The organism is Sphingopyxis sp. CR5 (assembly GCF_059693785.1).
In genome coordinates this window covers 1-23510 of sequence record NZ_JCATIE010000012.1, presented here as the reverse complement: position 1 = coordinate 23510, position 23510 = coordinate 1, and the positions used below count along the sequence as shown (strand labels likewise).

The following is a 23510-nucleotide window of genomic DNA, read 5'->3' as shown; positions in this document are numbered from 1 at the left end:
TCTCCAACCACAGAGGTGAAACATGGACAGTTTGAAGGGAAAGGTCGCCGTGATCACCGGCGGCAACAGCGGCATCGGCTTCGCGAGCGCGCAACTCTTTGCCGAGCAGGGCGCGCGGGTGGTGATTACCGGGCGCCGCCAGGCCGCACTCGACGAGGCAGTCCGGTCGATCGGGCCTGCTGCGGCGGCGATCTGCGGCGACGTCGCCGACCCAGCGCACCACCGCGCGGTCGCGGACCTTGTTCGCGAACGTTTCGGCGGTGCGGACATCTACATGGCGAACGCCGGCGTCAACACGATCACGCCATCGGGCGAGGTGTCCGAAGCCGAATATGACACCCAGTTCGGAATCAATGCCCGCGGCACTTTCTTTGGGGTCCAGGCGATCGCGCCGCACCTGCAGAAGCGAGCCTCGATCATCCTTGTCGGTTCGCTCGCGAGCGACAAGGTACTCGACGGCCACGCCGTCTATGCCGGGACCAAGGCGGCGATCGGGGCGTTCGCGCGAAGCTGGGCGCTCGAATTCAAGGACCGCGGCATTCGCGTCAACATGCTGAGCCCCGGGCCGACGGAAACCGAGATCCTCGGCAAGCTGGGCGTGGCGCCCGAAGCGCGCGGCGCTTTTGCCGAAATGATGGCGGGCGCAATCCCGCTCGCGCGGCTTGGCCGACCGAACGAACTCGCGCGCGGCGCGCTGTTCCTCGCGTCCGATGCCAGCAGCTTCGTGACCGGCATCAACCTCCGCGTCGACGGCGGCATGGCGCTGCTCTGATCTCTCCCCACGCATCAAAGGAAAACAGCATGACCCAATCTCCCGTTGACCCCGCCATCGCCGCCTTGATCCACGACGTCGTCCATGTCGGCAGTGCTTACGATATCGAAGGCATGGAAAAGCTCTACACGCCCGACCAGATTTTCTTGGTGCTCGGCAGCGACGGCGGGGTGACCCGAATTCGCCGCGACGATTCGATTGCTGAATTCCGGTCGCGTCGCGACGCGGGCGAAGCGCCGCTTTCGACCGAACATCGGGTGCTTCACGTCGAGCAGCAGGGCGATCATGCGACGGCGATTCTCTATCGCCGCATGAGTTCCGACGCTCCGCCCGCGATGTACGAGCTTCGCATGCGCAAGGATTCCGGCACCTGGATGGTCGCCGGTGAAACGGTGACGCCCTGGCCGGGCGGCATCGATGGCGCCTTCCTCCCTCCCCGGAAGGGCGCCTGACTGCGGGGCGCGCGCGGCCCCGACCCCCCAGTCGCGCGCGCCCCAATTTTCAAACGACAGAAAGGAACATGCGTTGAAAAATCTTGCTCTCCCCCTCTCGCTCGGCGCGCTGATCGCCGTCGGCACGGCGGCCCCCGCAGCCGCCCAGACCTTCGAAGGTCCCTATGTCGGGGTGCAGGCCGGCTGGAGCCAGAACAGGCTCGGCTCGGTCGAGACCGACCTGGGCACCGCCACGATCGACGACAGCCGCGATGCGGCGACCGCCGGCATCTTCTTCGGCTATAATCTCCAGCCAACGGCCAAGGTCGTGCTGTCGGCCGAAGGGGCGGTCAATTTCGGGATCGACGACGACCTGTCGCGTGCGCAAAAGGACGCATCGGCCGCGATCAATCCCGAATATGGTTTCGACCTGGGCGTCCGCGCCGGTTACCTCGTGACCGACAAAACGCTCGTCTATGCGCGCGGCGGTTATGAGAATATCCGCACCAGGGTGCAGATCCTCGATCTCGAAGGTCCGCGCCGCGGCAAGGACAATCTCGACGGCTGGTCGGTTGGCGGCGGCGTCGAACGGGCTGTCACCGACCATATCTCGGCGCGTGTCGAATATCGCTACAGCGACCTTGGCAGCGACGGAACCAAATGGGACCGACATCAAGTCCTGGCGGGCGTCGCCTGGAACTTTTGAGGATCGGTCATCCATCAAAAAGCCACATCTATGGCAGGCAAGGCGAGGCAGGAATGTCTTGCCTTGCCAAACGCGGACAAATATACTCCGCGTTATGGCGCGCATGACCGTGAGCGTGGAATATGGGCTGCATTGCCTGCTGGGCCTGATCGATGCGGGCGATGCGCCGCGCAGCGCCCGCGATCTGGCTCTCTTCCAGGGAATTTCGCCGAGCTTCGCGGCCAAGATTTTCGCCAAGCTGGAGAAGGCGGGGATCGTCACGGCGGCGGAAGGCGTGCGCGGCGGCTATCGGCTCGCGCGGCCGGCCCATGCGATCAGCGTGCTCGAACTGGTCGATGCGATCGAGGGGCGCAAACCCTTGTTCGACTGTCAGGACATACGCGGGCATTGCGCTCTGTTCGAGGACGGCGCGCCCGAATGGGCGACGCGCGGCGTGTGCTCGATCCATGCGGTCATGCTCAAGGCCGAAAAGGCAATGCGCGACGCGCTGGCGGGCGAGACGCTTGACGACATTGGCGGCCGGCTCGAGCGCAAGGCCCCCGCCGAGTTCGGCGGCGACACCAAAGCCTGGTTCGACGCGCGACTCGCAAGACGGCGGTCGCGCCCGTCGCAAGCAGAGGATAGGCAAAGATGATCCGTCCGGCATCCGAGGAACAGCCGCCGCCGCTCGTGCTGGTGGTCGACGACGATGAGGACGTTCGCACGGCGATCAGCGAGCTCATGTTATCGGTAGGGATAGAGGCCGAATGCTGCGCCTCGACCCGCGACCTCATCGAATCGCCGCTGCTCGATCGCGCGGGCTGTCTCGTCCTCGACGTACGAATGCCGGGCGCGAGCGGGCTCGACCTCCAGCAGCATCTGGCCTCTGCGGGCATTTCCAAACCCATCGTCTTCCTGACCGGGCACGGCGACATCCCCATGTCGGTGCAGGCGATGAAAGCCGGCGCGGTCGATTTTCTGACCAAGCCGGTCCGCGATCAGACCTTGCTCGACGCCGTGACTGCGGGGATCGAACGCGACATTGCCGAGCGCGCCAATGCGCAGCTCGTCCAGGAGCAGGTCGAACGCTATGCGACACTGACGCCGCGGGAAGGTCAGGTCATGCGCGAGGTCGCACTGGGCCGGCTGAACAAGCAGATCGCTTATGATCTGGGCATAACCGAGATCACCGTGAAACTGCACCGCAGCAATGTGATGCGCAAAATGCAGGCGGCTTCGGTCGGCGAACTGATCCGCGCGTGGGAAAAATTGCCGGCGGAGGTGCGCGAACCGGCCCCGGCCTAGACTTTGGTATGGTTATAATGGCTTACAAGCTGCGCGACATTGACTCCATCGGCCAGCGAGGCCGCGTGAAAGAGGATGCCGCCGCTTGTCCCATATGCCGACCGTCGCGATCGTGGACGATGACGAGGCCGTTCGCGAAGCCTTGGGCGACCTTCTGATGGTCTCGGGGCTCGCCTGCGAATGTTTCGAGGGCGCTGCCGAGTTTCTTGCGGCGCCGCGAACCCGCTCCTTCGACTGCCTCGTGACCGACATCCGCATGCCGGGTATGTCGGGCATCGAGCTGATCGAACGATTGCGCGACGAGCGCGCAGAATTGCCGGTGATCGTGCTGTCGTCGGTACTCGACGAATCGACGCGTTCCCGTGCGCTCGCGATCGGCGCGTACGCGTGGCTCACCAAGCCCGTCACCGACGAGCATCTGCTGGGCGCGATCGAGCAGGCAATCGCGAGTTCAGGTTCGGGCTCAAAGCGGTGACGGCGACCTTGCTCGACCCGCTTGAGAGCGATGTGGCGCGCATTGCGGAACTCGCATCGGAGAGCATCGTCATCCTCGATCCCGCCGGGATCATACGCTATTGGAACCCGGCCGCCGAGCGCCTGTTCGGCTGGCCCGCACTCGCCGTTTGCGGGACCGATGGCGCCCAGCTGTCGCCCGCGCCGGGCGATGAGGCGAACGCCTGGTCGCAATTGCTTCAGGAAGGCGCGTGGGAGGGACGTATTCTGCGCCGCACGCGCGACGGCGACGTGCGGGTCGCAAGGATCCGGCGGCATCTGCGTTATGACGCCGCCGGAACGCTGCGCGACGTCGTCGAATATGCCCACGCGGAGCCCGAGGCACCGGGCCGGACGGGAGCGGACGACCCAGTCCCGGATCGGTTCATGGCGGCGAGCTGGGAAATCGACGTCGCGCCCGCCGCCGACATCCTCGCTCGTCTCGCAGCCCACACGCCCGGGGACCACAGGCCCGAATACGACGAGCTTCTCCACGGCCTCGTCAATGCCGCGCGGATCGTCGAGGTCAACGATCGGACCGCGAGACTGGTCGGCGGCAACCGCGGGCGAGCCCTGATGGCCGGCCAGTCGGTCGCAGCTTTCTGGCCGGTCGAGAGCCGGACGATTCTCGCCGATCTCATAATCGATGCGCTCGCGGATCGCGGGGGCCGCAGCGTCCAGCGCCGCCTTGCCTCCGACGGCATCCTGCGCGATCCGCTCGTTACCGTTTGGCGCGCGGGCGACGATCGACCGGACCGGTTGTTCGTTGCCGTCGACGGCGCGGCCGACGACGATCGATCCTACCTCTATCTGCGCGCCAGCGAGGCGCGCTACCGCAAGCTCATTCACTATATGCCGGTCGCGCTCTGGCAGGTCGATGCGAGCCACATGGGCAAGATATACGCCGAGTTGCGCTCGCGCGGTGTCACCGACTTTGCAGGACATCTCGACGATCACCCTGAACTCGTCGAATTCGCAGCAGCGAGCGTTCCGGTCACCGACGTCAATCGCTGCGCCATCGAACTCGTCGGCGGCGCGGGCGTTCAGGATCTGATCCGGCCCGTCGGCTATCTGTTCACCGAAAGCCCGGACTCGCTGCGCCGCGTCATGATCGGGCGGTTCAGCGGTCGCAAGAATTACAGCGAGTTCATGAAGATACGCGCGCTCGACGGCCGCCTGCTCGACGTCCGTTTTTCGGTCACCTATCCTGAGCCGCTGCTCGAACTCGATACGACGATCTTCAGTCTCGAAGACGTGACGGAACGCCTCCGCATCGAAACCGAACTCAGGCAACTCCAGGCCGATTTTAGCCACGCCGCGCGCATCTCGACCCTCGGCGAGCTGACCAGTTCGATCGCCCATGAAGTCAACCAGCCGCTGGCGGCGATCATGACGAATGCCGAGACCAGCCTTCGCTGGCTGGCCCGCGACGAGCCCGACATCGGCAAGGTCGCGCAGCTGACGACGCGGATCGCGACGAGCGCGCGCCGCGCCGACGATATCGTGCGCCGCATTCGCAGCATGGCCGTCAAACAGGCACCCGAACCGGTACCGATCGCGCTCAACGACGTCGTGCAGGAAAGCCTCCTCTTCGTCCGCCACGAGATCGAAACACGCGGCATTCGCGTGACGACATCCTATGCACGCCGCGTTCCGAAAATCGTCGGCGATCGCATCCAGCTCCAACAAGTCATCGTCAACCTGCTGATCAATGCGGCGCAGGCGGTCGAGGCATCGTGCGAGGCCGACAGGGAAATCCATATTGCAACGACGGCAGGCTCAAAAGGCGAAGCCGTGTTCACTTTGCGCGACCGGGGACCGGGAATCGACCCTGACCATCTCGGCCAAATCTTCGACGGCTTCTTCACTACGAAGGCGCAAGGGATGGGAATCGGCCTCGCAATCTGCCGATCGATCGTCGCGGCGCACGGCGGCGGAGTGTCAGCCTCCAACCATCCAGAGGGCGGCGCGGAATTTCGCGTCCGCTTGCCGCCCGCGCGTCAGGCATCATGATCGAGCCGGCTGGCCTGTTCGCCGGTCTGGCAATCGGCGTCGCGATGGGCGCGCTTGTATGGCGGCGCCATACCGAACCCCATATCCATGCCGGCGAGGCGATTCATCCCGGAGACCGCCAAGCCATTGCACAGGCCGAAGCACGCGCCTTTTGCAGCGGCGTGCCGCAGGTCGTCAGCTACCGCCAGCGCTCGTCAAGGCACGGATGGCGATGGCACAAATATCGCGCCGAACCTGCCTATTCCTCCAATGTCACCGTACGCCCCTTGGTTCACGACCCGGACGAAAACTGGGCGCTCGCCACCTCGCTCGGGGAAACCGGCGATGCGGTAAACGCCGCGAAGATCATCGAAGACGTCTACGGCTCTGCGTTCGCCTTCGACGCTGAAGGACGCTTCACCTATGCGACCCCCATGGCCCAGACATCGCTTGCGATGACATTGGACGATTTCAACGAGCCGCTCAGCGATGCGGCTTTCCTCGACGGCGGTGACCTTGGCTGGAAGAGGGGCGTGCATCCGGCAGACTATGACGGCGCTTCTGCCGAGCTGCGCCGCTGCATGCGCAGCGGAACACCGTTCAACTATGAATATCGCGTGCTGCGGGCAAGCGGCGAATATGTTTGGCACCGCTTTGCGATCCGCCCTGCACGCGCCGACGACGGCCGCGTTACGGGTTGGTACGGCACGGGTTTCGACGTCGATGTCTTCCGCCGGACCGATGCCGCCCTGCACGAGAGCGAGCGCTCCCTGCGCGAACTGCTCGAGACTGCGCCCGCTCTCATCTGGTGCATGACGCCCTCGGGCCGGCCGATCTACTTCAGCCGCCACATGCGCGAATTCCTCGGCTTCGACGTCGCGGCGAAGGACGAACCCGATGTTCCGCGATTGCAAAGCCTGTTGGGCGCCATCATCCATCCCGACGATCTCGACCGCGTAAACGAACGTCTCGATCATTCGCTGCGCACGGGCGAGCCCTATGCGCTCACCCATCGGCAGCGCCGCTTCGACGGGATGTTTCGCTGGGTCGAAACGCGGCTCGCCGCCATGCGCGACGAAGCCGGCGAAATCGTGCAGTGGAACGGCGTTTGTCTCGATATCCACGACCAGATCCGGGCGCAGGATGAGCTCCGGCAAGCGCAGGATAAACTCGCGAAAGCCGGCGAGGCGGCGAGCCTTGCCGAACTCTCGGCATCGATCGCGCATGAGGTCAACCAGCCGCTCGCCGCCATCATGACCAACGCCCAGGCTTGCCAGAGGTGGCTGGCCGGCGACGAGCCAAACATTGCCCGCGCGCGGGGCATCGTTGACCGGATCGTGCGAAGCGCCGAATCCGCAGCCGACATCGTCAGCCACATCCGTGCCCTTTTCCAAAAGAGCGCCGGTCCGCGCCGATCCACCGACCTCGGCGCGCTGGTCGGCGAAGTGCGAGACCTTCTCGCCGAGCCCTTCGCGCAAAGTCGAACATCGCTCGACATTCGGCTCGCCCCCGGCCTTCCACCCGTCGCAATCGATGCCGTCCAGATCCAACAGGTTCTCGTCAACATCCTGCGCAACGCGATCGAGGCAATGGCTGCGAGCCCGGAGGGCAGCCGAAAGTTACGGCTGGAAGGAGCCGTTGAGCGCGATCGCATACGGATCGATATCACCGACACGGGGCCAGGCCTTGCCGACCCCGATCACGCGCTGGAAGCCTTCTTCACGACCAAGGTGCACGGCATGGGAATGGGTCTAGCCATCTGCCGCTCGATCGTCGAAGCGCACGGCGGCCCACTCCGAGCCAACAACGTCGAACCCACCGGCGCGCGCTTCACCTTCACCCTTCCAATAGCGAAGGGCGGCGAGGACTAGTCGCCAACCTGCCTCGACCTTGGCATAGTCGCGGCGCATCCCCCGTATAATCGCGCTGCCGCCTGAAATCCTTATCCCAAGTGGGCCGATCCCGTCCCGGGCATCCCGTATACGGCATCGGTTCGACGCGAAGGATCACAGCATGCCCATACTTCAGGATTTCATGATCGGTCGCCGGGCGCTCGTCGCCGCCGGTGGCGCGGCGACCCTTGCAGGCGGCCTGGGCTGGTCGGCTGTCAGCCTTGGCACAATCCCTCCGAAAGCTCACAAAGGAGCCGATCCCATGACTTATATTACTGCCAGTGACGGCGCGCAGATTTTCTACAAGGACTGGGGGCCGCGCGATGCGCAGCCGCTCGTCTTCCATCACGGCTGGCCGCTCACCGCCGACGAGTGGGATAACCAGCTGCTCTTCTTCCTCTCTCAGGGCTACCGCGTGATTGCCCACGACCGGCGTGGTCACGGCCGCTCGACGCAGACCGATCACGGCAACGAGATGGACACCTATGCCGCCGACGTCGCGGCGCTGGTCGCTTCGCGCGACCTCAAGGGCGCGGTGCATATCGGCCATTCGACCGGCGGCGGCGAAGCTGCGCATTATGCCGCACGCGCCAAAGCCGGAACGATCGCAAAGCTGATCCTCGTCGGCGCAGTTCCGCCAGTCATGGTGAAGAAGGCGAGCAACCCCGGCGGTCTTCCCGTCGAGGTGTTCGACGGGTTCCGCAAGGCACTGGCCGAGGACCGGTCGCAATTCTACCTCGATATCGCCTCGGGCCCTTTCTATGGCTTTAACCGCGACGGCGCGAAGGTCAGCCAGGGCCTGATCCAGAACTGGTGGCGGCAAGGCATGGTCGGCAGCGCCAAGGCCCACTACGACTGCATCAAGGCGTTTTCCGAAACCGACTTCACCGAAGATCTGAAGAAGATTGCGGTCCCTACGCTGGTCATGCACGGCACCGACGATCAGGTCGTGCCGTTCGCGGACTCCGCCCCGCTATCGGCGAAGCTGCTCGCGAAGGGGACGCTGAAGGCTTATGAAGGTTATCCGCACGGCATGGCCGCGACCCATGCCGATGTGATCAACGAGGATATGTTGGCCTTCATCCGGAGCTGATGGGAAAATCCGGGACGGATCGCGGCGTCCGTCCCGGTTCCATTGCGGCGATCCGGCTATCTGTCGGGGCGGCCTACCCACTTCCCGACTGCCGGCGCACGATATCGCGCCATCGTCTGCAACAGACATGCCGGATCACCCTCGACGATCAGCATCTCGCGGTGAACAGGCTTCAGAAAGCCCTGTCCGACGACATGATCGAGGAAGGTGAGCAGCCCGTCGTAAAAGCCAAGGCCGTTGAGCAGGGCGCACGGCTTCGCATGGGTCCCAAGCTGCGCCCAGGTCCAGACCTCGAACAGTTCCTCGAGCGTGCCTATCCCGCCCGGCAGCGCGATAAAGCCATCCGACAGATCCGCCATCAGCGCCTTGCGCTCATGCATCGAGCTTACGATGCGCAGCTCGGTCAACCTGCGATGCGCGACCTCCTTTTCGACCAGCGCCTGCGGGATGACGCCAATGACCTGGCCACCGCCCGCCAGCACGGCATCGGCGACGGCGCCCATCAGGCCGACAGCCGCGCCGCCATAGACCAGGTCGATGCCGCTCCGTGCCAGCTGCTCGCCAAGGCGCCGCGCAGCGCATTCATAGGCCGCCGAGATTCCGGTGCTCGACCCGGAAAAAACGCAAAGCCGGCGCGGCGTCTCCTGCTTGGGCGCGGGGCTCATCAGCAATATCCGGGGTGACGGATATCGAGCAACCGGGCGCTTTCGCACCACAGCGCTTCGGCTGTGTCGGGGTCGATGGCGAAAGGACGCACGCCAGGTCCGCCGAGTTCGCCGTCCGCCTCGATGAAGGCAATGTCGCAATCTTCACAATAGACCCCGCCGAAACCCGCCAGAGCGGGCGACGTGGCGCACCAGATCGTCGTGGCGGCGCCTTGCTGCGGACTCTTGAGGTCGCGCCGCGGATCGACAACGGCCGTGCCGTCCGGATGCACCGCGCCGAACTGCTCAATCTCCTCCCGGCTCAAGTGACGCGCAAGCGGTCCCAGTATCGAACCGGGATGGACGGAAAAGGCGCGAATGCCGTGCTCGCCGCCGCGCGCGTCGAGCGCGACGGCGAAGAGGGCGTTTGCCGTCTTGGCCTGGCCGTACGCCAACCATTTGTCGTAGGCGCGGTGCCGGAAATCGAGATCGGACAGGTCGAGTCCGCCAAGTTGGTGCGCGCGCGACGACAGGACGACCACACGCGCGCCGCCGGCTGCGCTTCGAAGCCGAGGCCACAGCGCCGCTGCAAGACGGAAATGACCGAGATGGTTGACCGCGAACTGGCCTTCCCGACCAGAGGCATCGCGGAACAGCGGGGTCGCCATGACTCCAGCGCTCAGGATCAGGAGATCGAGCCCACGCCCGCTCTCCTGAAAGCCCGACGCGAATTCCGCGATCGACGACGGGTCGAGAAGGTCCATCGCGGCGATTTCGACCTTCGGAATATGATGGAAGGCTTGCCGGGCCGCGCCCGCATCGCGCGCAGGCACGATGACATGGGCGCCTTTTGATGCGAGAATCTTGACCGTCTCAAAGCCGAGATTCGATGCGCCGCCGGTGACGATCGCGGTCTTCCCCGACAGATCGACGCCATCGGCGACGTCGGCGGCGGTGGTGAAGGGACCGAAGGGCGTATCGAGCGGAAATTGCAAAGCCGTCATGGGAAGCTCCTGTTCGATAGGGAACGGCGAGCCGCTATGCGGCCCTCCGGAAGGATGTTGGTTGAAGAGAGGCTTCGGCGCCGTCAGGAGCCAAGCGGCCTCCTCTCAGAAATCGACCGTGCGCGCCTCGAAGGCATTCTGGAATGCTGCCTCGCGCTCCGCCGCGGGGGGATATATCCACACCGTATTGACCTCCATCTTGACCTTCTTGGCCTCGGGTCCGGTGATCTCGACGGTCCGGGGCGACCATCCGCGGGTGAAGATCGCGGCATCGGGACCGAGATCGAGGCACACGACATAGGATGGCTGGTCATAGGGCAGCGTTGGTTCGCCCAGCAGGTCGGCTGCCGCGTTGTGCCCGGCGAAGGCGCCCAGGCGACGCGCGTGCTGGCACGACATCAGCGAAAAATTGCCTTTGTCGTCGGTTGCAGCCTTTGCAGTGTCGCCCGTTGCGAAGATATGCGGCGCTCCGGGCACCCGCAGATCGGGATCGACGATGACGCGGCCGAGATTGTCGCGCTCGGCCGGCAACTGAGCGGTCAAGGGCGAGGCGCGCATACCTGCCGACCAGATCACTGTGTCGGTCTCGATCCGCTCGCCATTGCCGAGCGTGACGCCGCCTTCGTCGAGACCGACAACGCCCGATCCGACGATCGTCTCGATGCCGAGTTCGTGCAGCCGTGCCTCGATATAGGGACGCGGTTCGTCGCCCATGTCGTGCGCGATGCACGGCCCATGCTCGACGATCACCACGCGCACCGGGGTGTCCTGCCCGAGAATTTCGCGCAGCCGGCCGGGCATTTCGGTCGCCACCTCGATGCCCGTGAACCCGCCGCCGACCACCACCACAGTGTCGCGCGCCGGGGACGCTGGTCGATCGGCGAGTGCCTGCAAATGTTTATCGAGTGCGACCGCGGCAGCCCGGTCGTTCACGCTATGGCCGAAGTCGGCAAGGCCAGGTATCGGCGGCTGAAATCCCTGACTGCCCGCAGCAACGATCAGACGATCATAGAGCAGGACTTCGACCGAGCCGTCCGCGCCCGTCAGACGGAGGGTGCCCTTCGCCGCATCGATCGTGTCGACCCAGCCGGCGCGAAAATCGATGTCGGTCGCTGCGAACAGCTCGCCGAGGGGAGCCGTCATCGACGCGGGATTGCGTTCGTAGAGGCGCGGTCTGACGATCAGCGCCGGTTCGGGCCCAACGACGGTGATGGTCAGGTCCGCGGGGGAAACGCCTTTCTCGTCGCGCAGTCGTGCCGCCGAAAGGGCGGCCAGCAGTCCGGCGAAACCGGCTCCGATAATGACGATTTTCTGTGCCACGGGACTCTCCTCGTTCAATGGGTCTCCTCCGCTTTGCAATGCGGGCGCGGGGAGGATCGGCTCGAACATCGCGAAACGCCCGCCCCTCGCCTATCGTACGAGGGGCTAGCCATTGCAGTCCGATGGCGAGGCGAGCCTATTCCTTGGCACAGGGCGAGGTGCCGGGATGTCGCGCCCGTAAAGTCGATACGCTGGCGGCGCCAACCTTCGAAATCGATACAACAGGCTCAGCACGCTGGCAGCGACCATGTCGCGCTCGAGAGGGGAAAGGCGCATCGAAAGCGCCACGAGCGTGACCAAGATTTCGAATGTTCGGGACGATGCGTTGCGAAGAAATTCCCCTCGCGGCGAACGCGCCCTTCGAGCAAGGCGGACGCTCGCTCGTGCCGACAGGAAGGCATTCAGCCGGACACTGTTCTTGACAATGCGTGACAAGGTTGGGGGTTCGGCTCGCATGATTTCCGCCTCGATGATCCGATGGCAGATTGCGCTCAGAAATTGTCCTCGACTATTCCACTCAAAGACTCGATGATCTTATGCGAAGTGATGGGGTCGGAACACGGGCGCCCGACAGGTCATGCATTCGGGAGGGGGACCAACTCTTCGTTTCTGGCCGCTTTCGGGTTCAGGTCTTAAGAAGCCGACATAGCGCTCGCTGCGCAACAGGCGAAGCTCGCGGTATCGCAACGGATCCCGGCCCCGAATGCCGTCATGGATGTCACGCGACCCACAGTTCGTTCCAAACCTGGCTGACGCTGGAGAGAGACCGTTAAATAGATCATCATGCGTCCTGAAAGCCTGTTCGAGGTCAAATGGTTTCTCTCGAAAAATATCTCCGAAAGCCATTGCCATGCGGTGATTAGCATGATAGCGGGCCGCTCTCTTCGCAGCACAAGACTTTTAGAGCCGCTGATGGAGACCGCCGAAATCGGCATGTGGACGCATAGCTCAGTTGGTAGAGCAGCTGACTCTTAATCAGCGGGTCCTAGGTTCGAGCCCTAGTGCGTCCACCATTTCTTACCCTTATCTTTCAATGACTTAGGTCGGTCCCGGCCACGAGCTTGAGCCGCGGACGGCTCTCGCTGTGACCATTTTTGTGACCTTCGGGCAAAACCGCGAATGGCGGTTGTCCGCCACTCTCCGGTGTGACCCCGAAAGTCAGCTGGTCGGCATAGGGCGCCAGATGCTTGGTCGACATGTGCGCGTAGCGGCGCACCATCGTCTCCGACTTCCATCCGCCCAGCTCCTGAAGCACCCAGGTGGGCACGTCATTCTGCCTCAGCCAACTCGCCCAGGTGTGCCGAAGATCGTGCCAACGAAAGTCGGTGATCCCTGCCCGCTTGAGCGCCTCCCGCCATGTCTTCGTGTTCACCTGGCCGAGCGGTCTGCCCTTGAAGGTGAACACATGTTCGTGCTGGATCCCCATGCGCCGCCTGAGAACCGAGACCGCGAGATCGTTGAGCGGAACGCCCAACGCCTCGTCATTCTTGGTCTCGCCGTGCCCGATCGTGACGATGCGGCGGGAAAGGTCGACCTGATCCCAGGTCAGCCCTTTGATATTGCCCTGCCGCAGGCCCGTCGCGAGCGCGAACAGCATCATGTCCTGCTGGTGCGCCGGCAGCTCCTGCAAGAGACGCTCGGCCTGTGCGTGGGTCAACCAGCGCACGCGCGGCTTTGCTTTCCTCACATAGGTCTTGAACGCAGGGATATGCTCGAGCCATTCCCATTCGCGCATCGCCTTCCGGAAAATGGCGCGAATAAGCGCGACATAGAGATCCTTGGTGCGATCGCTGCGACGGGCAAGCTGGCGCGAGATGATCCCGTCGATCATGTCCCGGCTCACCTGATCCAGCATCTTGCCGCGCAAATACTTCGTGAACCAGCGGATCCGGCTCACATCGTCCCTGTAGGACTTCTTGTGCGCCATTTCCTTCAGCCAGCGAAGCGCCGCTTCGTCCCAGCTACGCCGGGGCTTCCGCTTCAAGCGGGCAAGATCCCACAGCTCGGCCTTCAGTCTGTCGTGATATTCCTGGGCCTTTTGCCTGTCGGACGTTCCAGTAGAGCGTCTAATGAGCGTTCCGTCAGCTGCTGTGATCTTGACGTAGTAAATGCTTGCACGTTTCCAGAGTGCCATAAGCCTGCCTCCTTGTTTGGGGCACTCGGCTGCATTCGTGCGGGCGCAGGATAACGCGCACGAGTCCAGGCAACAAGGTCGCTCTCCAGAAACCTCCAGAACCGACCAATCTTCACACAGGGGATCAGCCCGGCCTTTGCGTGGGCGCGCACGGTATTCGGATGCAAGTCGAGCAAGACGGCGGCGCCATGGACGCTCAGGAAGCGAGGTTGATGTTCAGGCAGGGAGATAGGCGTTGGGAAAGACATTGCCCGACTTTCACCCACGCCGACGCTGCTTGTTGAATTCACGGTCGCTCGCGATGAATCGATCGATCATCGCCGGGATGAGCTTTTCGGGCGGGAGCGCCGCCGCGAGGCCGGTCAGCTTCGCGTGCACCGCTGCATAATCGTGAAGGTTCCGCATCAAAGCGCCCGACAGTTCCACTGTAAGCTTGACCGGCTTTTCTTCAACGATCGCGCCGAGACGAAGTTTGGTCATGGCCGTTCTCCCCGATCGGCGGGCTTGAGAATAAGGTCACGCGTCACGAGCACGCGAAAGGCAAAGCCCGGGCGAACCGTGAGCGTCGGCGGCACCGAGAGCTCACGGTCAACGACGCGCCGTCCTGCCTCATTCGCGCCGTCCTGCACGCCGTAGCGCAGCGCCCGCATGAGCTCGCCATCGCCGCTCGCTGCCAGCTCGCTCCCGGCGCCGAGCAACGACGAAACGAGCGCGGCCCGAAACATCCTCCCCCAGTGATTGTTCACACTGTCCTCCAGACCCGCCATTCCTGCGGCGTCGGCACCGGGCAGACGGTCGAGGCGGATCGATCGTCCGCCGGGCAGGATAAGCCGATCCCATGCCAGCAGCACACGGCTCTGTCCGGCGACAATCTCGCTGTCGTATTCGCCGACAAGCCGCGCACCTTGCGGAATGAGCAGGATGCGACCCGTCGGGCTGTCATAGACATTCTCCGTCACTTGCGCGCTGATCTGGCCGGGAAGATCGGACCGTATGCCGGTTATCAAGGCTGCGGGAATGACGGCGCCGGCCTGCAAGATATAGGGCGAACTCGCCGCGACGACGCGCTCGCTGCTCTCGAAGGCAGGCCGGTCGGCCCCGGTCAGGAATTGGCGCCCGGCCGCCGATCGCGTTCGGCGTGTTTCCGGCTCGTTCGGCTGCCCAGTCGCGGTGGGGGCCGCTTGCGAGCCGATATCGGGGGACGATGCCGCAGCTCTCGCTCTCAGAAAAAGCCGGCTCGCCGCGGCCGCCTCGCGCTCCTGCAGTGCGCGTTCGCGTGCTTGTTCGGCGGCGATAGCCTGCGGATCGGGCGCTGCCAGCGGAACTGGTCCAGCTACTCCGGCATTCCCGCCCGCTCCGACGGGCTTGGCGGGCTCTGCCGAAGGTGGCGGCCCAAGCTTGCGCAGCGCGTCGTAGCTTGCGGGCGCGCCGCTCACCACCTCGGGACTGTTGGGCGAGCTGACGTCATAAGGCTCGGGCGGCGCTCCCGGGTCGGGCGATCGGAGCCCCCAGAACAGGACGCCGCCGATTGCCAGGCTTGCGGCGCCGCCGGCGATCGCCAACGTCTTGCGCGAGAGACGCATGACGGGCGGCAACTCTCCCATGAGCCGGATGACTTGCGGACGGGTTCGAGCGTCATCCGGCGTCACAGCGTCCGCCGGGTTCGGCCCTTTCCCTACCCCTTCGCGTTCCAGCGCGCTCATTTTCCGCCCCGATTGCGCGAGGGCACGCGTTCGATACGAACGCTGCGCGCATTGCGGCCGGCACCGAGGCGAAGCTCGCCGCGCTCGAATAGCCGGTCGACGATCATGAAGCGACTATCGACCCGGTAGTTCACCAGCTCAGCCTTCCCATTTTCGCCGAGCACGAACAGCGGCGGCATCTCGCCATTGGCGATATCGTCGCCGAATTCGACGAAGAGGTGGCGGCCGTCGTCGAAGACCCGGACAGGACGCCATGGTGCCTTGTCGCCCTTGATCCGATACGCAAAATTGAGCGCGGCATAGCTGATCCCGCTCGCAACTGGCGCGGCGCGTTCGCGTTCCGCTTCGGCGGCGCGGAGTGCAATGAGTTCGTCGTGCGGATAGGACCAGGAGACCCCAGCCATATAGGTCGAAGGCGTGGCGCGCAGCTCGAGATGATAGGTGCGCCGGTTGGTGTTGATGACGAGGTTCGTCACGATGTCGGGCCGTGTCGGCTTCGCCAGGATATGGACGCGCTGCGACGCGCCCGAGCCGCTCAGCGTGTCGCCGATGATCCAGCGGACGGTGTCGCCGGCGGCAACCGGCCCGGCGCCCACGAGTTCCTCGCCTTCCTGCAGAGCGATGTCGGTCACCTTGCCCGGCGCGCAATAGACCTGGAACAAGGCGCCGTCGGCCCAGGCATATGTCTGGATCGAATTGAGGAAGGTCGCGCGTTCGGGCTGCACCCTCGCAGCCTCGTTGGCACGGCCAACCTGGGACTTGGGGTCGCCGGGCGCGGCATGCGCGGGAAGAATGAGCGCAGAAGCGCCCAGCAGGAGAGACATGCGGATCATTGGCTGAGCTCCTTCGACCAATTGAGAGCGGACACGAAGACGCCGAGGGGATTTCTGCGAAGGGCGTCGGGGGTGCGCGGCGGTTTGACGGTGATCGTCACGATCGCCGACCAGCGCGAGGTTTCGAGCAGGCTTCCGTCCTGGTAGCGGCGTTCGGTCCAGGCAATGCGGAAGCTGTCCTTCGAGGCGCGGATCACGCTCGACACATCGACCGCGACCTGACGCCTGCCGACCTCGGCAAAGGGATCGTTGGTCCGGGCGTAATCGCTGAGCGCCTGCGCACCGCTGGTTGTGGTAAAATCATAAGCGCGCAGCCAGCCTTGGCGGAGCACCACCGGGTCGGCCGGAATCGACCGCACATTTTCGACGAAGCGCGCGAGATGAAATGCGATCTGCGGATCGCTCGGCGAGTAGTCGGCATCGGCGGGCGCGACCGCCCGCGCTTCGCCGAGTTTGTCGACCTCGACGACCCAAGGCGTGATCGTGCCCCGCGCCGATTGCCAGACGAGACCCGCGGCGAGCCCGCCCGATAGCGCAAGGGACGCAAAACAGGCGAGCCGCCAGCTCCGCGCCTGTACGCGGGCGGAGCCGATCCGATCGTCCCAGACTTGTGCTGCGCGCTGATAGGGCGTCACCGGAACGGGCGCACGCCCGTAGCGGACAGAAGGTCGTCGAAACATGCGATCAATCCCTTTCGCTGATGTCGGGGGCGCTGCCGGCGCCATGGCTGTCGCCAGCCTTCAGCGCCTGCGTCGTAACGGCCGTGCCGTGGGTCAGGGTCTGACGCCGCCGCATTGCGGCGGCCCAGGCGGGCGGCTCCGCCGCCGCCGCCGCCGCCGCAGGGGCCGCACCGGCCTTCCCTTCCGCGAAGCTTGCGCGAACCCGCCCGGCGGCTTGACGCGCCGGCGCATGCGCTTCGACGAGTTCGGAGATGCGAAGCTGATCGGATTTGGAGGACGCGGCGGCGAAGGCGAGCGCGATGTCGCCGAGACCCAGCTCGAACAGGCGATTGCCGCGCCGCGACTGGCAATAATAGTCGCGCTTCGGGGTCGCCCGGCTCAGGATCTCGATCTGCCGGTCGTTGAGCCCGAAGCGCGCATAGACCCGCGCGATCTGTGGTTCGCCCGCGCGTTCGTTGGGAAGGAAAATCCGCGTCGGACAGCTTTCGATGATCGCCGGTGCGATCGCGGAGCTTTCGATGTCGGCGAGGCTCGGCGATCATCATATCCGAACGCTCACCATCACCGGCTTTCCGTCGGCGACCTTCCCGGGCCTCCTCGACGAGCTCAATCGGCTACCCTTCGGATACCGCTGGTCGAACCGCGCGATCATGCTCGACAAGAGCGATGCGACGAAGCTGCTGACAAAGATCCGGCGGCAATGGTTCGCGAAGCGCAAATCGGTCGCCGCGATCCTCAAGGAGGTAATGACGAACGAGGCGTCGGTTCTCGTCGACAGCGACGCGGCGAACAAGGCCGCCGAGGCCGACCTCGCGCTGCAGGAACTCGGCGCCGACAATGCCGGCCTCGCCTATGTCACTGCAACACTTTGCGTCTGGGACCGCGATCCGGCGCTCGCGGCCGAGAAGCTGCGGCTCGCCGAGAAGGTAATCCAGGGCCGCGACTTTGCCTGCACGGTCGAAGGCGTGAATGCGCTCGAGGCCTGGCTCGGAAGCCTGCCGGGGCATGTCTATGCCAACGTCCGCCAGCCTCCGGTCTCGACCCTCAATCTCGCCCATATCGTCCCCCTCTCGGCCGTCTGGGCGGGGCCGGCTGAGGATGAACATTTCGGCGACGTTCCCTTGCTCTACGCCAAGACCGAAGGCGCGACCCCGTTCCGTTTCTCGCTGCACGTCGGCGATGTCGGCCATTGCCTCGTCGTCGGTCCGACCGGCGCTGGCAAATCGGTGTTGCTCGCGTTCATGGCGATGCAGTTCCGGCGCTACGCCGCGAGCCAGATCTTCGCTTTCGACTTCGGGGGCTCAATCCGCGCTGCGGCGCTCGCGATGGGCGGCGACTGGCAGGATCTTGGCGGCGCGCTCCACGACGGGGAGCGCGGGGTGGCGCTGCAGCCGCTCGCGCGCATCGACGAGACCGCCGAACGCGCCTGGGCCGCCGAGTGGCTCGCCGCCTTGCTGGCGGGCGAGGGCGTCGTCGTCGATCCTGCGGCAAAGGAGCATCTCTGGACGGCGCTCACTTCGCTCGCGACCGCGCCGCCGCGCGAGCGGACGCTCACCGGTCTCGCTGTTCTGCTCCAGTCGCAGGACCTGAAACAGGCGCTCGCACCCTATCTCGTCGGCGGCCCCTGGGGACGGCTGCTCGACGCCGAGGAAGAGCGGCTCGGCAATGCCCGCGTGCAGGCGCTCGAGACCGAAGGCCTTGTCGGCGCGTCCTCGGCAGCAGTTGTGCTGTCCTATCTTTTCCACCGCATCGAAGGTCGGCTCGACGGCTCGCCGACGCTCATCATCATCGACGAGGGTTGGCTCGTGCTCGACAGCCCCGCGTTCGCCGCGCAGCTGCGCGAATGGCTGAAGACGCTGCGCAAGAAGAATGCGAGCGTGATCTTCGCGACCCAGAGCCGCGGCGCGAGGCCGCCGGTGAGCGGCTCGTCGGTGAGCAGCGCGTCGAGATAGGCCGGCGTCTCGGGGACGCCGATGCGCTGCATCTTCGTCGAAACGGTGCTGTGCAGATAGGTCAGCGTCTCGCTATCGCCGAGCCACGCGGCCTCGGGCAGGAAGCCCTCGACGAGATGCAGCAGCCGATCGGTGCGGTCGAGGAAGCCGGCGAGCAGTTCCTTCGGATCGACACCCTTCCTGAAGCTGCCTTCATAGAGCCATGCCTCAGCGCGGGCGGCCTCCTCCGCGGGGGGCATCCACAACAAAGTCAGAAAATAAAAGCTTTCGAAATGCGCGCCTTCCTCGCGGAACTGCTCGCACCGCTCGACGTCGACGAGTTCGGAGACGGCATCGGGAAATTCCGAGATCGGATAGCTTTGGGCCGCAACCCGCTGCGCTTCCACAAAAATTGCCCAGCCCGAGCCGAGACGCCGCAGGGCATTGTTGAGCCGCGCCGAGACGGCAACAAGCTCGGCGGGCGTGGCGCTGTCGAGATCGGGACCGCGAAAGCGCGCCGTGCGCTGGAACGATCCGTCCTTGTTGAGCACCACGCCCTCCGCCACCAGGCAGGCCCAAGGGAGAAAGTCCGCGAGGCGGTCGGATTTGGTTCGATATTCGGAGAGGTTCATCATGGCTGCATCCAGACAGGATATTTGAGGTGACGCCGCGCGACGTCGGCGAAGGCGGGATCGCGGCGCGCCGCCCAAACGGCGAGCGCATGACCGACCGCCCAGATGGCGAGGCCTGCGAGCCAGAGCCGAAGCCCGAGCCCGATCGCGCCGGCGAGCGTGCCGTTGACGATCGCGAGGCTCCGCGGTGCCCCGCCGAGCAGGATGGGCTCGGCCAGCGCCCGGTGGACCGGAGCAAAGAAGCCGGGCGCTTCTCCTTCCCGGTCCATCAGACGAGCGCCCCGCCGCCGAAGGAGAAGAAGGACAGGAAGAAGCTCGATGCCGCGAAAGCGATCGACAGGCCGAAGACAATCTGGACGAGCCGGCGGAAGCCGCCCGACGTGTCACCGAAGGCGAGACTGAGACCGGTGACGATGATGATGATCACCGCGACCGCCTTGGCGACCGGTCCCTCGACGCTCTCGAGGATCGACTGGAGCGGCGCCTCCCACGGCATCGACGAGCCGCCGGCGTGAGCCGGAACCGAGAGGATGATGGAAAGGACGAACGCCGATGAGGCGAGCATCGCGCAGCGCGCGCGATGCACGAAATTGGACGTCATAGGGGATCTCCTGACAGGCTGGCGGAATGGAGGCGGTAATCACCGGTCGCGGGGTCGAGCCCGTCGACGCGCGCAAGCTCGGTGAGGCGGCGGCCCGTCCCATCGCGGGCGAGCACCGCGACGAGATCGATGGTCTCGGCAAGCAGCGCTCGCGGCACGATGACCACGGCTTCCTGGATGAGCTGCTCCATGCGCCGCAGCGCCCCCAGCGCCGATCCAGCATGGATCGTGCCGACGCCGCCGGGATGGCCGGTACCCCATGCTTTGAGGAGGTCGAGCGCCTCGGCGCCGCGGACTTCACCGATCGGAATGCGATCGGGACGGAGGCGGAGCGACGACCGGACCAGATCGGAAAGCGAGGCAACGCCGTCCTTGGTGCGCATTGCGACGAGGTTGGGCGCGGCGCATTGCAGCTCCCGCGTGTCTTCGATGAGGACGATGCGATCCGAGGATCGCGCGATCTCGGCAAGCAGGGCGTTGGTCAGCGTGGTCTTGCCGGTCCCGGTGCCGCCCGCGACGAGAATGTTCGCGCGATCCGCGACGGCGCGCCGCAGAACTTTGGCCTGCCCCGCTGTCATGATGCCGGACGTTACATAATCGGCGAGCGAGAAGACCGCGACCGCGGGTTTGCGGATAGCGAAGGCAGGCGCCGCCACCACGGGCGGAAGCAGCCCCTCGAACCTTTCTCCGCCTTCCGGCAGCTCCGCTGAGACGCAGGGCGCACCGCGATGGACCTGGGCTCCGACATGATGCGCGACGAGGCGGATGATGCGCTCACCATCGGCTGCGGGCATGTGACAGCCGGTGTCAGCGACCCCTGCGCCCAGCCGGTCGACCCAGAGTCGCCCGTCGGGGTTGAGCATGATCTCGACGACCTGCGGGTCGGCGAGCCATTCGGCAATCGCGCCGCCGAGCGCGGTACGCAGCATCCGCGAGCTGCGGCTTTGCGTTTCCGATCGGTTCGGCTCGTGGATCATCGATTACCCCGTCTGCGCGAGCCGTGCGGGTATGCCGGGCTCGACGGGGGCGATTAAGAGACGCAGGAATGCGCCAGCTTCAACAGCAAAATCGGTTCGTCGTACAATCGGATAGAAAGACAAAGGATGGCGTAGGCGCCCACGATGCGGCGCGTGCCCGAGCCAGGCGAATCACCGTGCCGACAATGGCTCAAGCACGAGGCAGCGCTTGATGCTCCCGCGCATCGGCGAAGGCTCATAGTCGCTCGCGGCGAGAGTCCGGGCGGCGCGACTACGGATCGGCAACGCGGCGCTCCGCGCGCTGCATCAAGCGGCGGCTCCAGGTATCAGACGCAGAATCGCCAAAGGTTGAAAAGCCAATCGGCGGTGGAAGGGGCCGCGCCGCAGAGTGAGAGCGGGCTCCGGTGCAATTCCGCCAGGGCGTTCCAAACATTCGCCGTCGTACCCGAAGAGAAAAGATGTTTTAGCCGAGCCCGCAACAGCCAATCTGCCGCGTGCGATCTTCCTGATCGATGTGAAACCCGAAGTCAGCCGTCGCGAGACGATCCGGCTGACCGTTTGATATGAACATGTTTCGGCAGGGCCGCGCGGGCAAGGGCCTGTCCGACACTATCGTTGCCGATGTCGGCAATCTGGCTCAGTCCATCGAGCAGCCCGAGTGAGTGTAGGACACCAGCATAGATGCCAATGCCGACGTTGGTGTCGCCGGCTTCGACTCTTTGGAGCCTGGAACGGGACGTGAAGGCCCGTTCGGCCACAACCGCCATGGGCAGCCGGCGTCGGCGGCGGGCATCGTGGATGTCCGCTCCCAGCTTGCGCAACGCTCGCCGTACAGCGGCGGCAGGGTTATGAGGTGTCGGCATATGCTATCTTCGTGCTCCAAATTCGAGCAATATGTAGCACGAAGCATACAAATTTCGAAACCCGACCAATGGCAACAGGAAAAGCCCAGTCCAAAGAAGTTCGACGATAGAAAGATGCGCGACCTGATGAGCTAGGTGGTCAACAAGCTCTACACGTTTCAGATCTGCTTCGAAGAAACCGACTTCTAGGCAACAATCGACAGATAACTCGGCGCGACGCGGAATTGCGACGAGCCGGTGATCGGCGAGAGTCTAGCGGGCCGACAGTCCTTGGCGATCGCCCGCAAGGGGAAATACGCGCTATTTCGTTCAGGCGGCAGGGTCGGCCCCCGTCAACAGTCTCAGACATTCGCGGACGGTCACGATCCGCGCCCCTGCATGGCGCTCAAGGTGCAGCAAGTCAGCCTTGTCGCCGGTAACAAGCAGATCGGCCTTTCCTGCCTCTATGGTCGCCAGCAAATAATTATCCCAAGGATCAGCGCTGATCGAGACTTCGGGCAGGTTCGAAATGACTGTCGCCACCTGCTTCAATTCATTTACTAATCGCCCCGCCACGGCCGGATTCAGTCGCGCCCGAATCTTCGGATAGCGCGTAACGCGCCGGACCTCCTCAAGCTGTTCCTCTGACGTAAGAAGCGTCGCCTTGCCTTGCCGCCACAATGCGACAAGCTGCAACGGCAGCGATCGGTCATGCAGTAGCGCGCTGATAAAAACATTGGTGTCCAGAACGACGCGCATTGGTCAATTCCGCCGCGTGTCGGCCAACGCCTCCTCAACAAGCGCATCCATGTCGGTTTCGGTGAGATCGCCGAACCCTGCACGCGCCTCTGCCAGCGTCAAATCGAGAAGGCGCCATTTAACGGCATCTTCGATGAACCGCGACAAATCGCCTTTTTTCATGCCACGTTGGGCAAGATATGTCCGCACGTCGATATCGGTTTCGGATGCGACGTTGACGGTCCACCGCGTAATATCACCCATCAGCCTGTCCTTTTTCAGTTAGGCGTTTATATGCTTATCATCTTATCCTCTTAAGAGCAAAAGTTAGGGTTAGGATCGGCCGATAGCCCTTGCGGCGCACTCAAAAGCCTCGAAAGGTCCCACCACTAACCTCCAAGATGCAACAAAACCGCCAACCGAACTCATCTTTGAGAGAGGTTGGTCCCATAATGCCGCAAATAATCCGATGCAAGGCTCGCTCTACCCAGCAAGCGGGATCGATTCAGGCCGCGCGGCCTGCGCACTGCTGCGCTGAGTGCGAGGCGATTATCGCGCGCGAATTCAAGGCGGGATAAAATCTGCGACCCGGCAAAGCATTCCATGCAAAAATCGAAGTTGGATGTAAGGTCGCACGATCAGAATCAGGCAAAAGGACCGGCCTAACTCCGCAACGGCAATAGTTTAGGCTTCGTGGACAAAGGGTATCCAGAGTTTAACTGAGGCGAGCGCGACGAAGCCGAGGTAGGATTCCTTGGTTTTGTCGTAGCGGGTGGCGACCCTGCGCCAATTCTTGAGTTTGTTGAACA

Annotated in this window: 22 protein-coding genes, 1 tRNA gene and 4 pseudogenes; 11 read left to right on the top strand and 16 right to left on the bottom strand. The window is 64.4% G+C overall.

What is annotated here, in order from left to right:
• The first annotated feature begins 22 nt into the window (after nt 1-22).
• The 9 genes from AC58D2_RS17020 (at nt 23) to AC58D2_RS16980 (ending at nt 8662) form a co-directional block, all read left to right on the top strand.
• Nucleotides 23-772 carry an SDR family NAD(P)-dependent oxidoreductase gene (locus AC58D2_RS17020; RefSeq protein ID WP_497392284.1) on the top strand — a complete coding sequence of 250 codons (750 nt, stop codon included), beginning with the start codon at nt 23-25 and terminating at the stop codon, nt 770-772.
• A gap of 29 nt (nt 773-801) precedes the next feature.
• The gene (locus AC58D2_RS17015) at nt 802-1224 is read left to right on the top strand and encodes a hypothetical protein (RefSeq protein WP_497392282.1); all 423 of its coding nucleotides are present in this window, start codon (nt 802-804) and stop codon (nt 1222-1224) included.
• 73 nt (nt 1225-1297) lie between these two features.
• Complete coding sequence (locus tag AC58D2_RS17010) at nt 1298-1909, top strand: outer membrane protein (RefSeq protein WP_497392280.1); 612 nt, start codon at nt 1298-1300, stop codon at nt 1907-1909.
• Between the two features lie 94 nt (nt 1910-2003).
• Nucleotides 2004-2543 carry an RrF2 family transcriptional regulator gene (locus tag AC58D2_RS17005; protein ID WP_497392278.1) on the top strand — a complete coding sequence of 180 codons (540 nt, stop codon included), beginning with the start codon at nt 2004-2006 and terminating at the stop codon, nt 2541-2543.
• Complete coding sequence (locus tag AC58D2_RS17000; protein ID WP_497392276.1) at nt 2540-3193, top strand: response regulator transcription factor; 654 nt, start codon at nt 2540-2542, stop codon at nt 3191-3193. The genes AC58D2_RS17005 and AC58D2_RS17000 overlap by 4 nt, the downstream gene beginning before the upstream one ends.
• A 94-nt stretch (nt 3194-3287) precedes the next feature.
• On the top strand, nt 3288-3668 hold the full coding sequence (locus AC58D2_RS16995; protein ID WP_497392380.1) for a response regulator transcription factor: 381 nt from the start codon (nt 3288-3290) through the stop codon (nt 3666-3668).
• Complete coding sequence (locus tag AC58D2_RS16990; RefSeq protein ID WP_497392274.1) at nt 3665-5698, top strand: sensor histidine kinase; 2034 nt, start codon at nt 3665-3667, stop codon at nt 5696-5698. Before AC58D2_RS16995 ends, AC58D2_RS16990 begins: the two co-directional genes overlap by 4 nt.
• Complete coding sequence (locus AC58D2_RS16985) at nt 5695-7548, top strand: PAS domain-containing sensor histidine kinase (RefSeq protein ID WP_497392272.1); 1854 nt, start codon at nt 5695-5697, stop codon at nt 7546-7548. The genes AC58D2_RS16990 and AC58D2_RS16985 overlap by 4 nt, the downstream gene beginning before the upstream one ends.
• Nucleotides 7549-7831: 283 nt before the next feature.
• A complete protein-coding gene (locus AC58D2_RS16980; RefSeq protein WP_497392271.1) occupies nt 7832-8662 on the top strand; it encodes an alpha/beta fold hydrolase in 831 nt (276 codons plus the stop codon).
• Between the two features lie 56 nt (nt 8663-8718).
• Here AC58D2_RS16980 and AC58D2_RS16975 read toward each other — a convergent pair whose 3' ends face one another.
• The 3 genes from AC58D2_RS16975 to AC58D2_RS16965 all read right to left on the bottom strand — a co-directional run bounded on the left by AC58D2_RS16975 (nt 8719) and on the right by AC58D2_RS16965 (nt 11630).
• Nucleotides 8719-9327, bottom strand: a complete 609-nt coding sequence (locus AC58D2_RS16975; RefSeq protein WP_497392269.1) for an LOG family protein — start codon at nt 9325-9327, stop codon at nt 8719-8721.
• Nucleotides 9327-10310 carry an SDR family NAD(P)-dependent oxidoreductase gene (locus tag AC58D2_RS16970; protein ID WP_497392267.1) on the bottom strand — a complete coding sequence of 328 codons (984 nt, stop codon included), beginning with the start codon at nt 10308-10310 and terminating at the stop codon, nt 9327-9329. Before AC58D2_RS16970 ends, AC58D2_RS16975 begins: the two co-directional genes overlap by 1 nt.
• Nucleotides 10311-10415: 105 nt before the next feature.
• Nucleotides 10416-11630 carry an NAD(P)/FAD-dependent oxidoreductase gene (locus AC58D2_RS16965; protein WP_497392266.1) on the bottom strand — a complete coding sequence of 405 codons (1215 nt, stop codon included), beginning with the start codon at nt 11628-11630 and terminating at the stop codon, nt 10416-10418.
• 937 nt (nt 11631-12567) lie between these two features.
• On the opposite strand from AC58D2_RS16965, the gene AC58D2_RS16960 reads away from it, so the two are divergent.
• Nucleotides 12568-12643: transfer RNA gene (locus AC58D2_RS16960), tRNA-Lys, on the top strand.
• A 17-nt stretch (nt 12644-12660) separates the two neighbouring features.
• Here the strand turns inward: AC58D2_RS16960 and AC58D2_RS16955 are convergent.
• From AC58D2_RS16955 to trbF, 6 genes and pseudogenes are all read right to left on the bottom strand, one after another.
• Nucleotides 12661-13764: a tyrosine-type recombinase/integrase gene (locus AC58D2_RS16955; RefSeq protein ID WP_497392264.1), complete on the bottom strand. Its 1104-nt coding sequence runs from the start codon at nt 13762-13764 to the stop codon at nt 12661-12663.
• A gap of 65 nt (nt 13765-13829) precedes the next feature.
• Nucleotides 13830-14012 (bottom strand): annotated as a pseudogene (locus tag AC58D2_RS16950) (helix-turn-helix domain-containing protein); the annotation flags it as partial.
• Nucleotides 14013-14022: 10 nt separating this feature from the next.
• Nucleotides 14023-14244, bottom strand: coding sequence for a DUF2274 domain-containing protein (locus AC58D2_RS16945; RefSeq protein ID WP_497392262.1), 222 nt, complete (start codon nt 14242-14244; stop codon nt 14023-14025).
• Nucleotides 14241-15347, bottom strand: a complete 1107-nt coding sequence (locus AC58D2_RS16940) for a TrbI/VirB10 family protein (RefSeq protein WP_497392260.1) — start codon at nt 15345-15347, stop codon at nt 14241-14243. The genes AC58D2_RS16945 and AC58D2_RS16940 overlap by 4 nt, the downstream gene beginning before the upstream one ends.
• A 116-nt stretch (nt 15348-15463) precedes the next feature.
• Nucleotides 15464-16300, bottom strand: coding sequence for a P-type conjugative transfer protein TrbG (trbG, locus tag AC58D2_RS16935; RefSeq protein WP_497392258.1), 837 nt, complete (start codon nt 16298-16300; stop codon nt 15464-15466).
• Nucleotides 16297-16980 (bottom strand): conjugal transfer protein TrbF, encoded by a 684-nt coding sequence (gene trbF / locus AC58D2_RS16930; protein WP_497392256.1) that lies wholly within the window; start codon nt 16978-16980, stop codon nt 16297-16299. The genes trbG and trbF overlap by 4 nt, the downstream gene beginning before the upstream one ends.
• A gap of 518 nt (nt 16981-17498) precedes the next feature.
• Between trbF and AC58D2_RS16925 the strand changes: the two are divergent.
• A pseudogene (locus AC58D2_RS16925) lies at nt 17499-18878 on the top strand (VirB4 family type IV secretion/conjugal transfer ATPase); the annotation flags it as partial.
• Here AC58D2_RS16925 and AC58D2_RS16920 read toward each other — a convergent pair.
• The 7 genes and pseudogenes from AC58D2_RS16920 to AC58D2_RS16890 all read right to left on the bottom strand — a co-directional run.
• A pseudogene (locus tag AC58D2_RS16920) lies at nt 18875-19546 on the bottom strand (conjugal transfer protein TrbE); the annotation flags it as partial. The pseudogenes AC58D2_RS16925 and AC58D2_RS16920 sit on opposite strands and share 4 nt — an antisense overlap.
• Nucleotides 19543-19812: a VirB3 family type IV secretion system protein gene (locus AC58D2_RS16915; RefSeq protein WP_497392254.1), complete on the bottom strand. Its 270-nt coding sequence runs from the start codon at nt 19810-19812 to the stop codon at nt 19543-19545. The pseudogene AC58D2_RS16920 and the gene AC58D2_RS16915, both read right to left, overlap by 4 nt.
• Complete coding sequence (locus tag AC58D2_RS16910) at nt 19812-20108, bottom strand: TrbC/VirB2 family type IV secretion system protein (RefSeq protein WP_497392379.1); 297 nt, start codon at nt 20106-20108, stop codon at nt 19812-19814. The genes AC58D2_RS16915 and AC58D2_RS16910 overlap by 1 nt, the downstream gene beginning before the upstream one ends.
• A 32-nt stretch (nt 20109-20140) precedes the next feature.
• Nucleotides 20141-21121, bottom strand: a complete 981-nt coding sequence (trbB, locus tag AC58D2_RS16905) for a P-type conjugative transfer ATPase TrbB (protein ID WP_497392252.1) — start codon at nt 21119-21121, stop codon at nt 20141-20143.
• A gap of 1172 nt (nt 21122-22293) precedes the next feature.
• Complete coding sequence (locus AC58D2_RS16900; protein WP_497392251.1) at nt 22294-22722, bottom strand: putative toxin-antitoxin system toxin component, PIN family; 429 nt, start codon at nt 22720-22722, stop codon at nt 22294-22296.
• Nucleotides 22723-22725: 3 nt separating this feature from the next.
• The gene (locus AC58D2_RS16895; RefSeq protein ID WP_497392249.1) at nt 22726-22965 is read right to left on the bottom strand and encodes a ribbon-helix-helix domain-containing protein; all 240 of its coding nucleotides are present in this window, start codon (nt 22963-22965) and stop codon (nt 22726-22728) included.
• A gap of 420 nt (nt 22966-23385) precedes the next feature.
• Nucleotides 23386-23510: pseudogene (locus AC58D2_RS16890) on the bottom strand (IS5 family transposase); the annotation flags it as partial.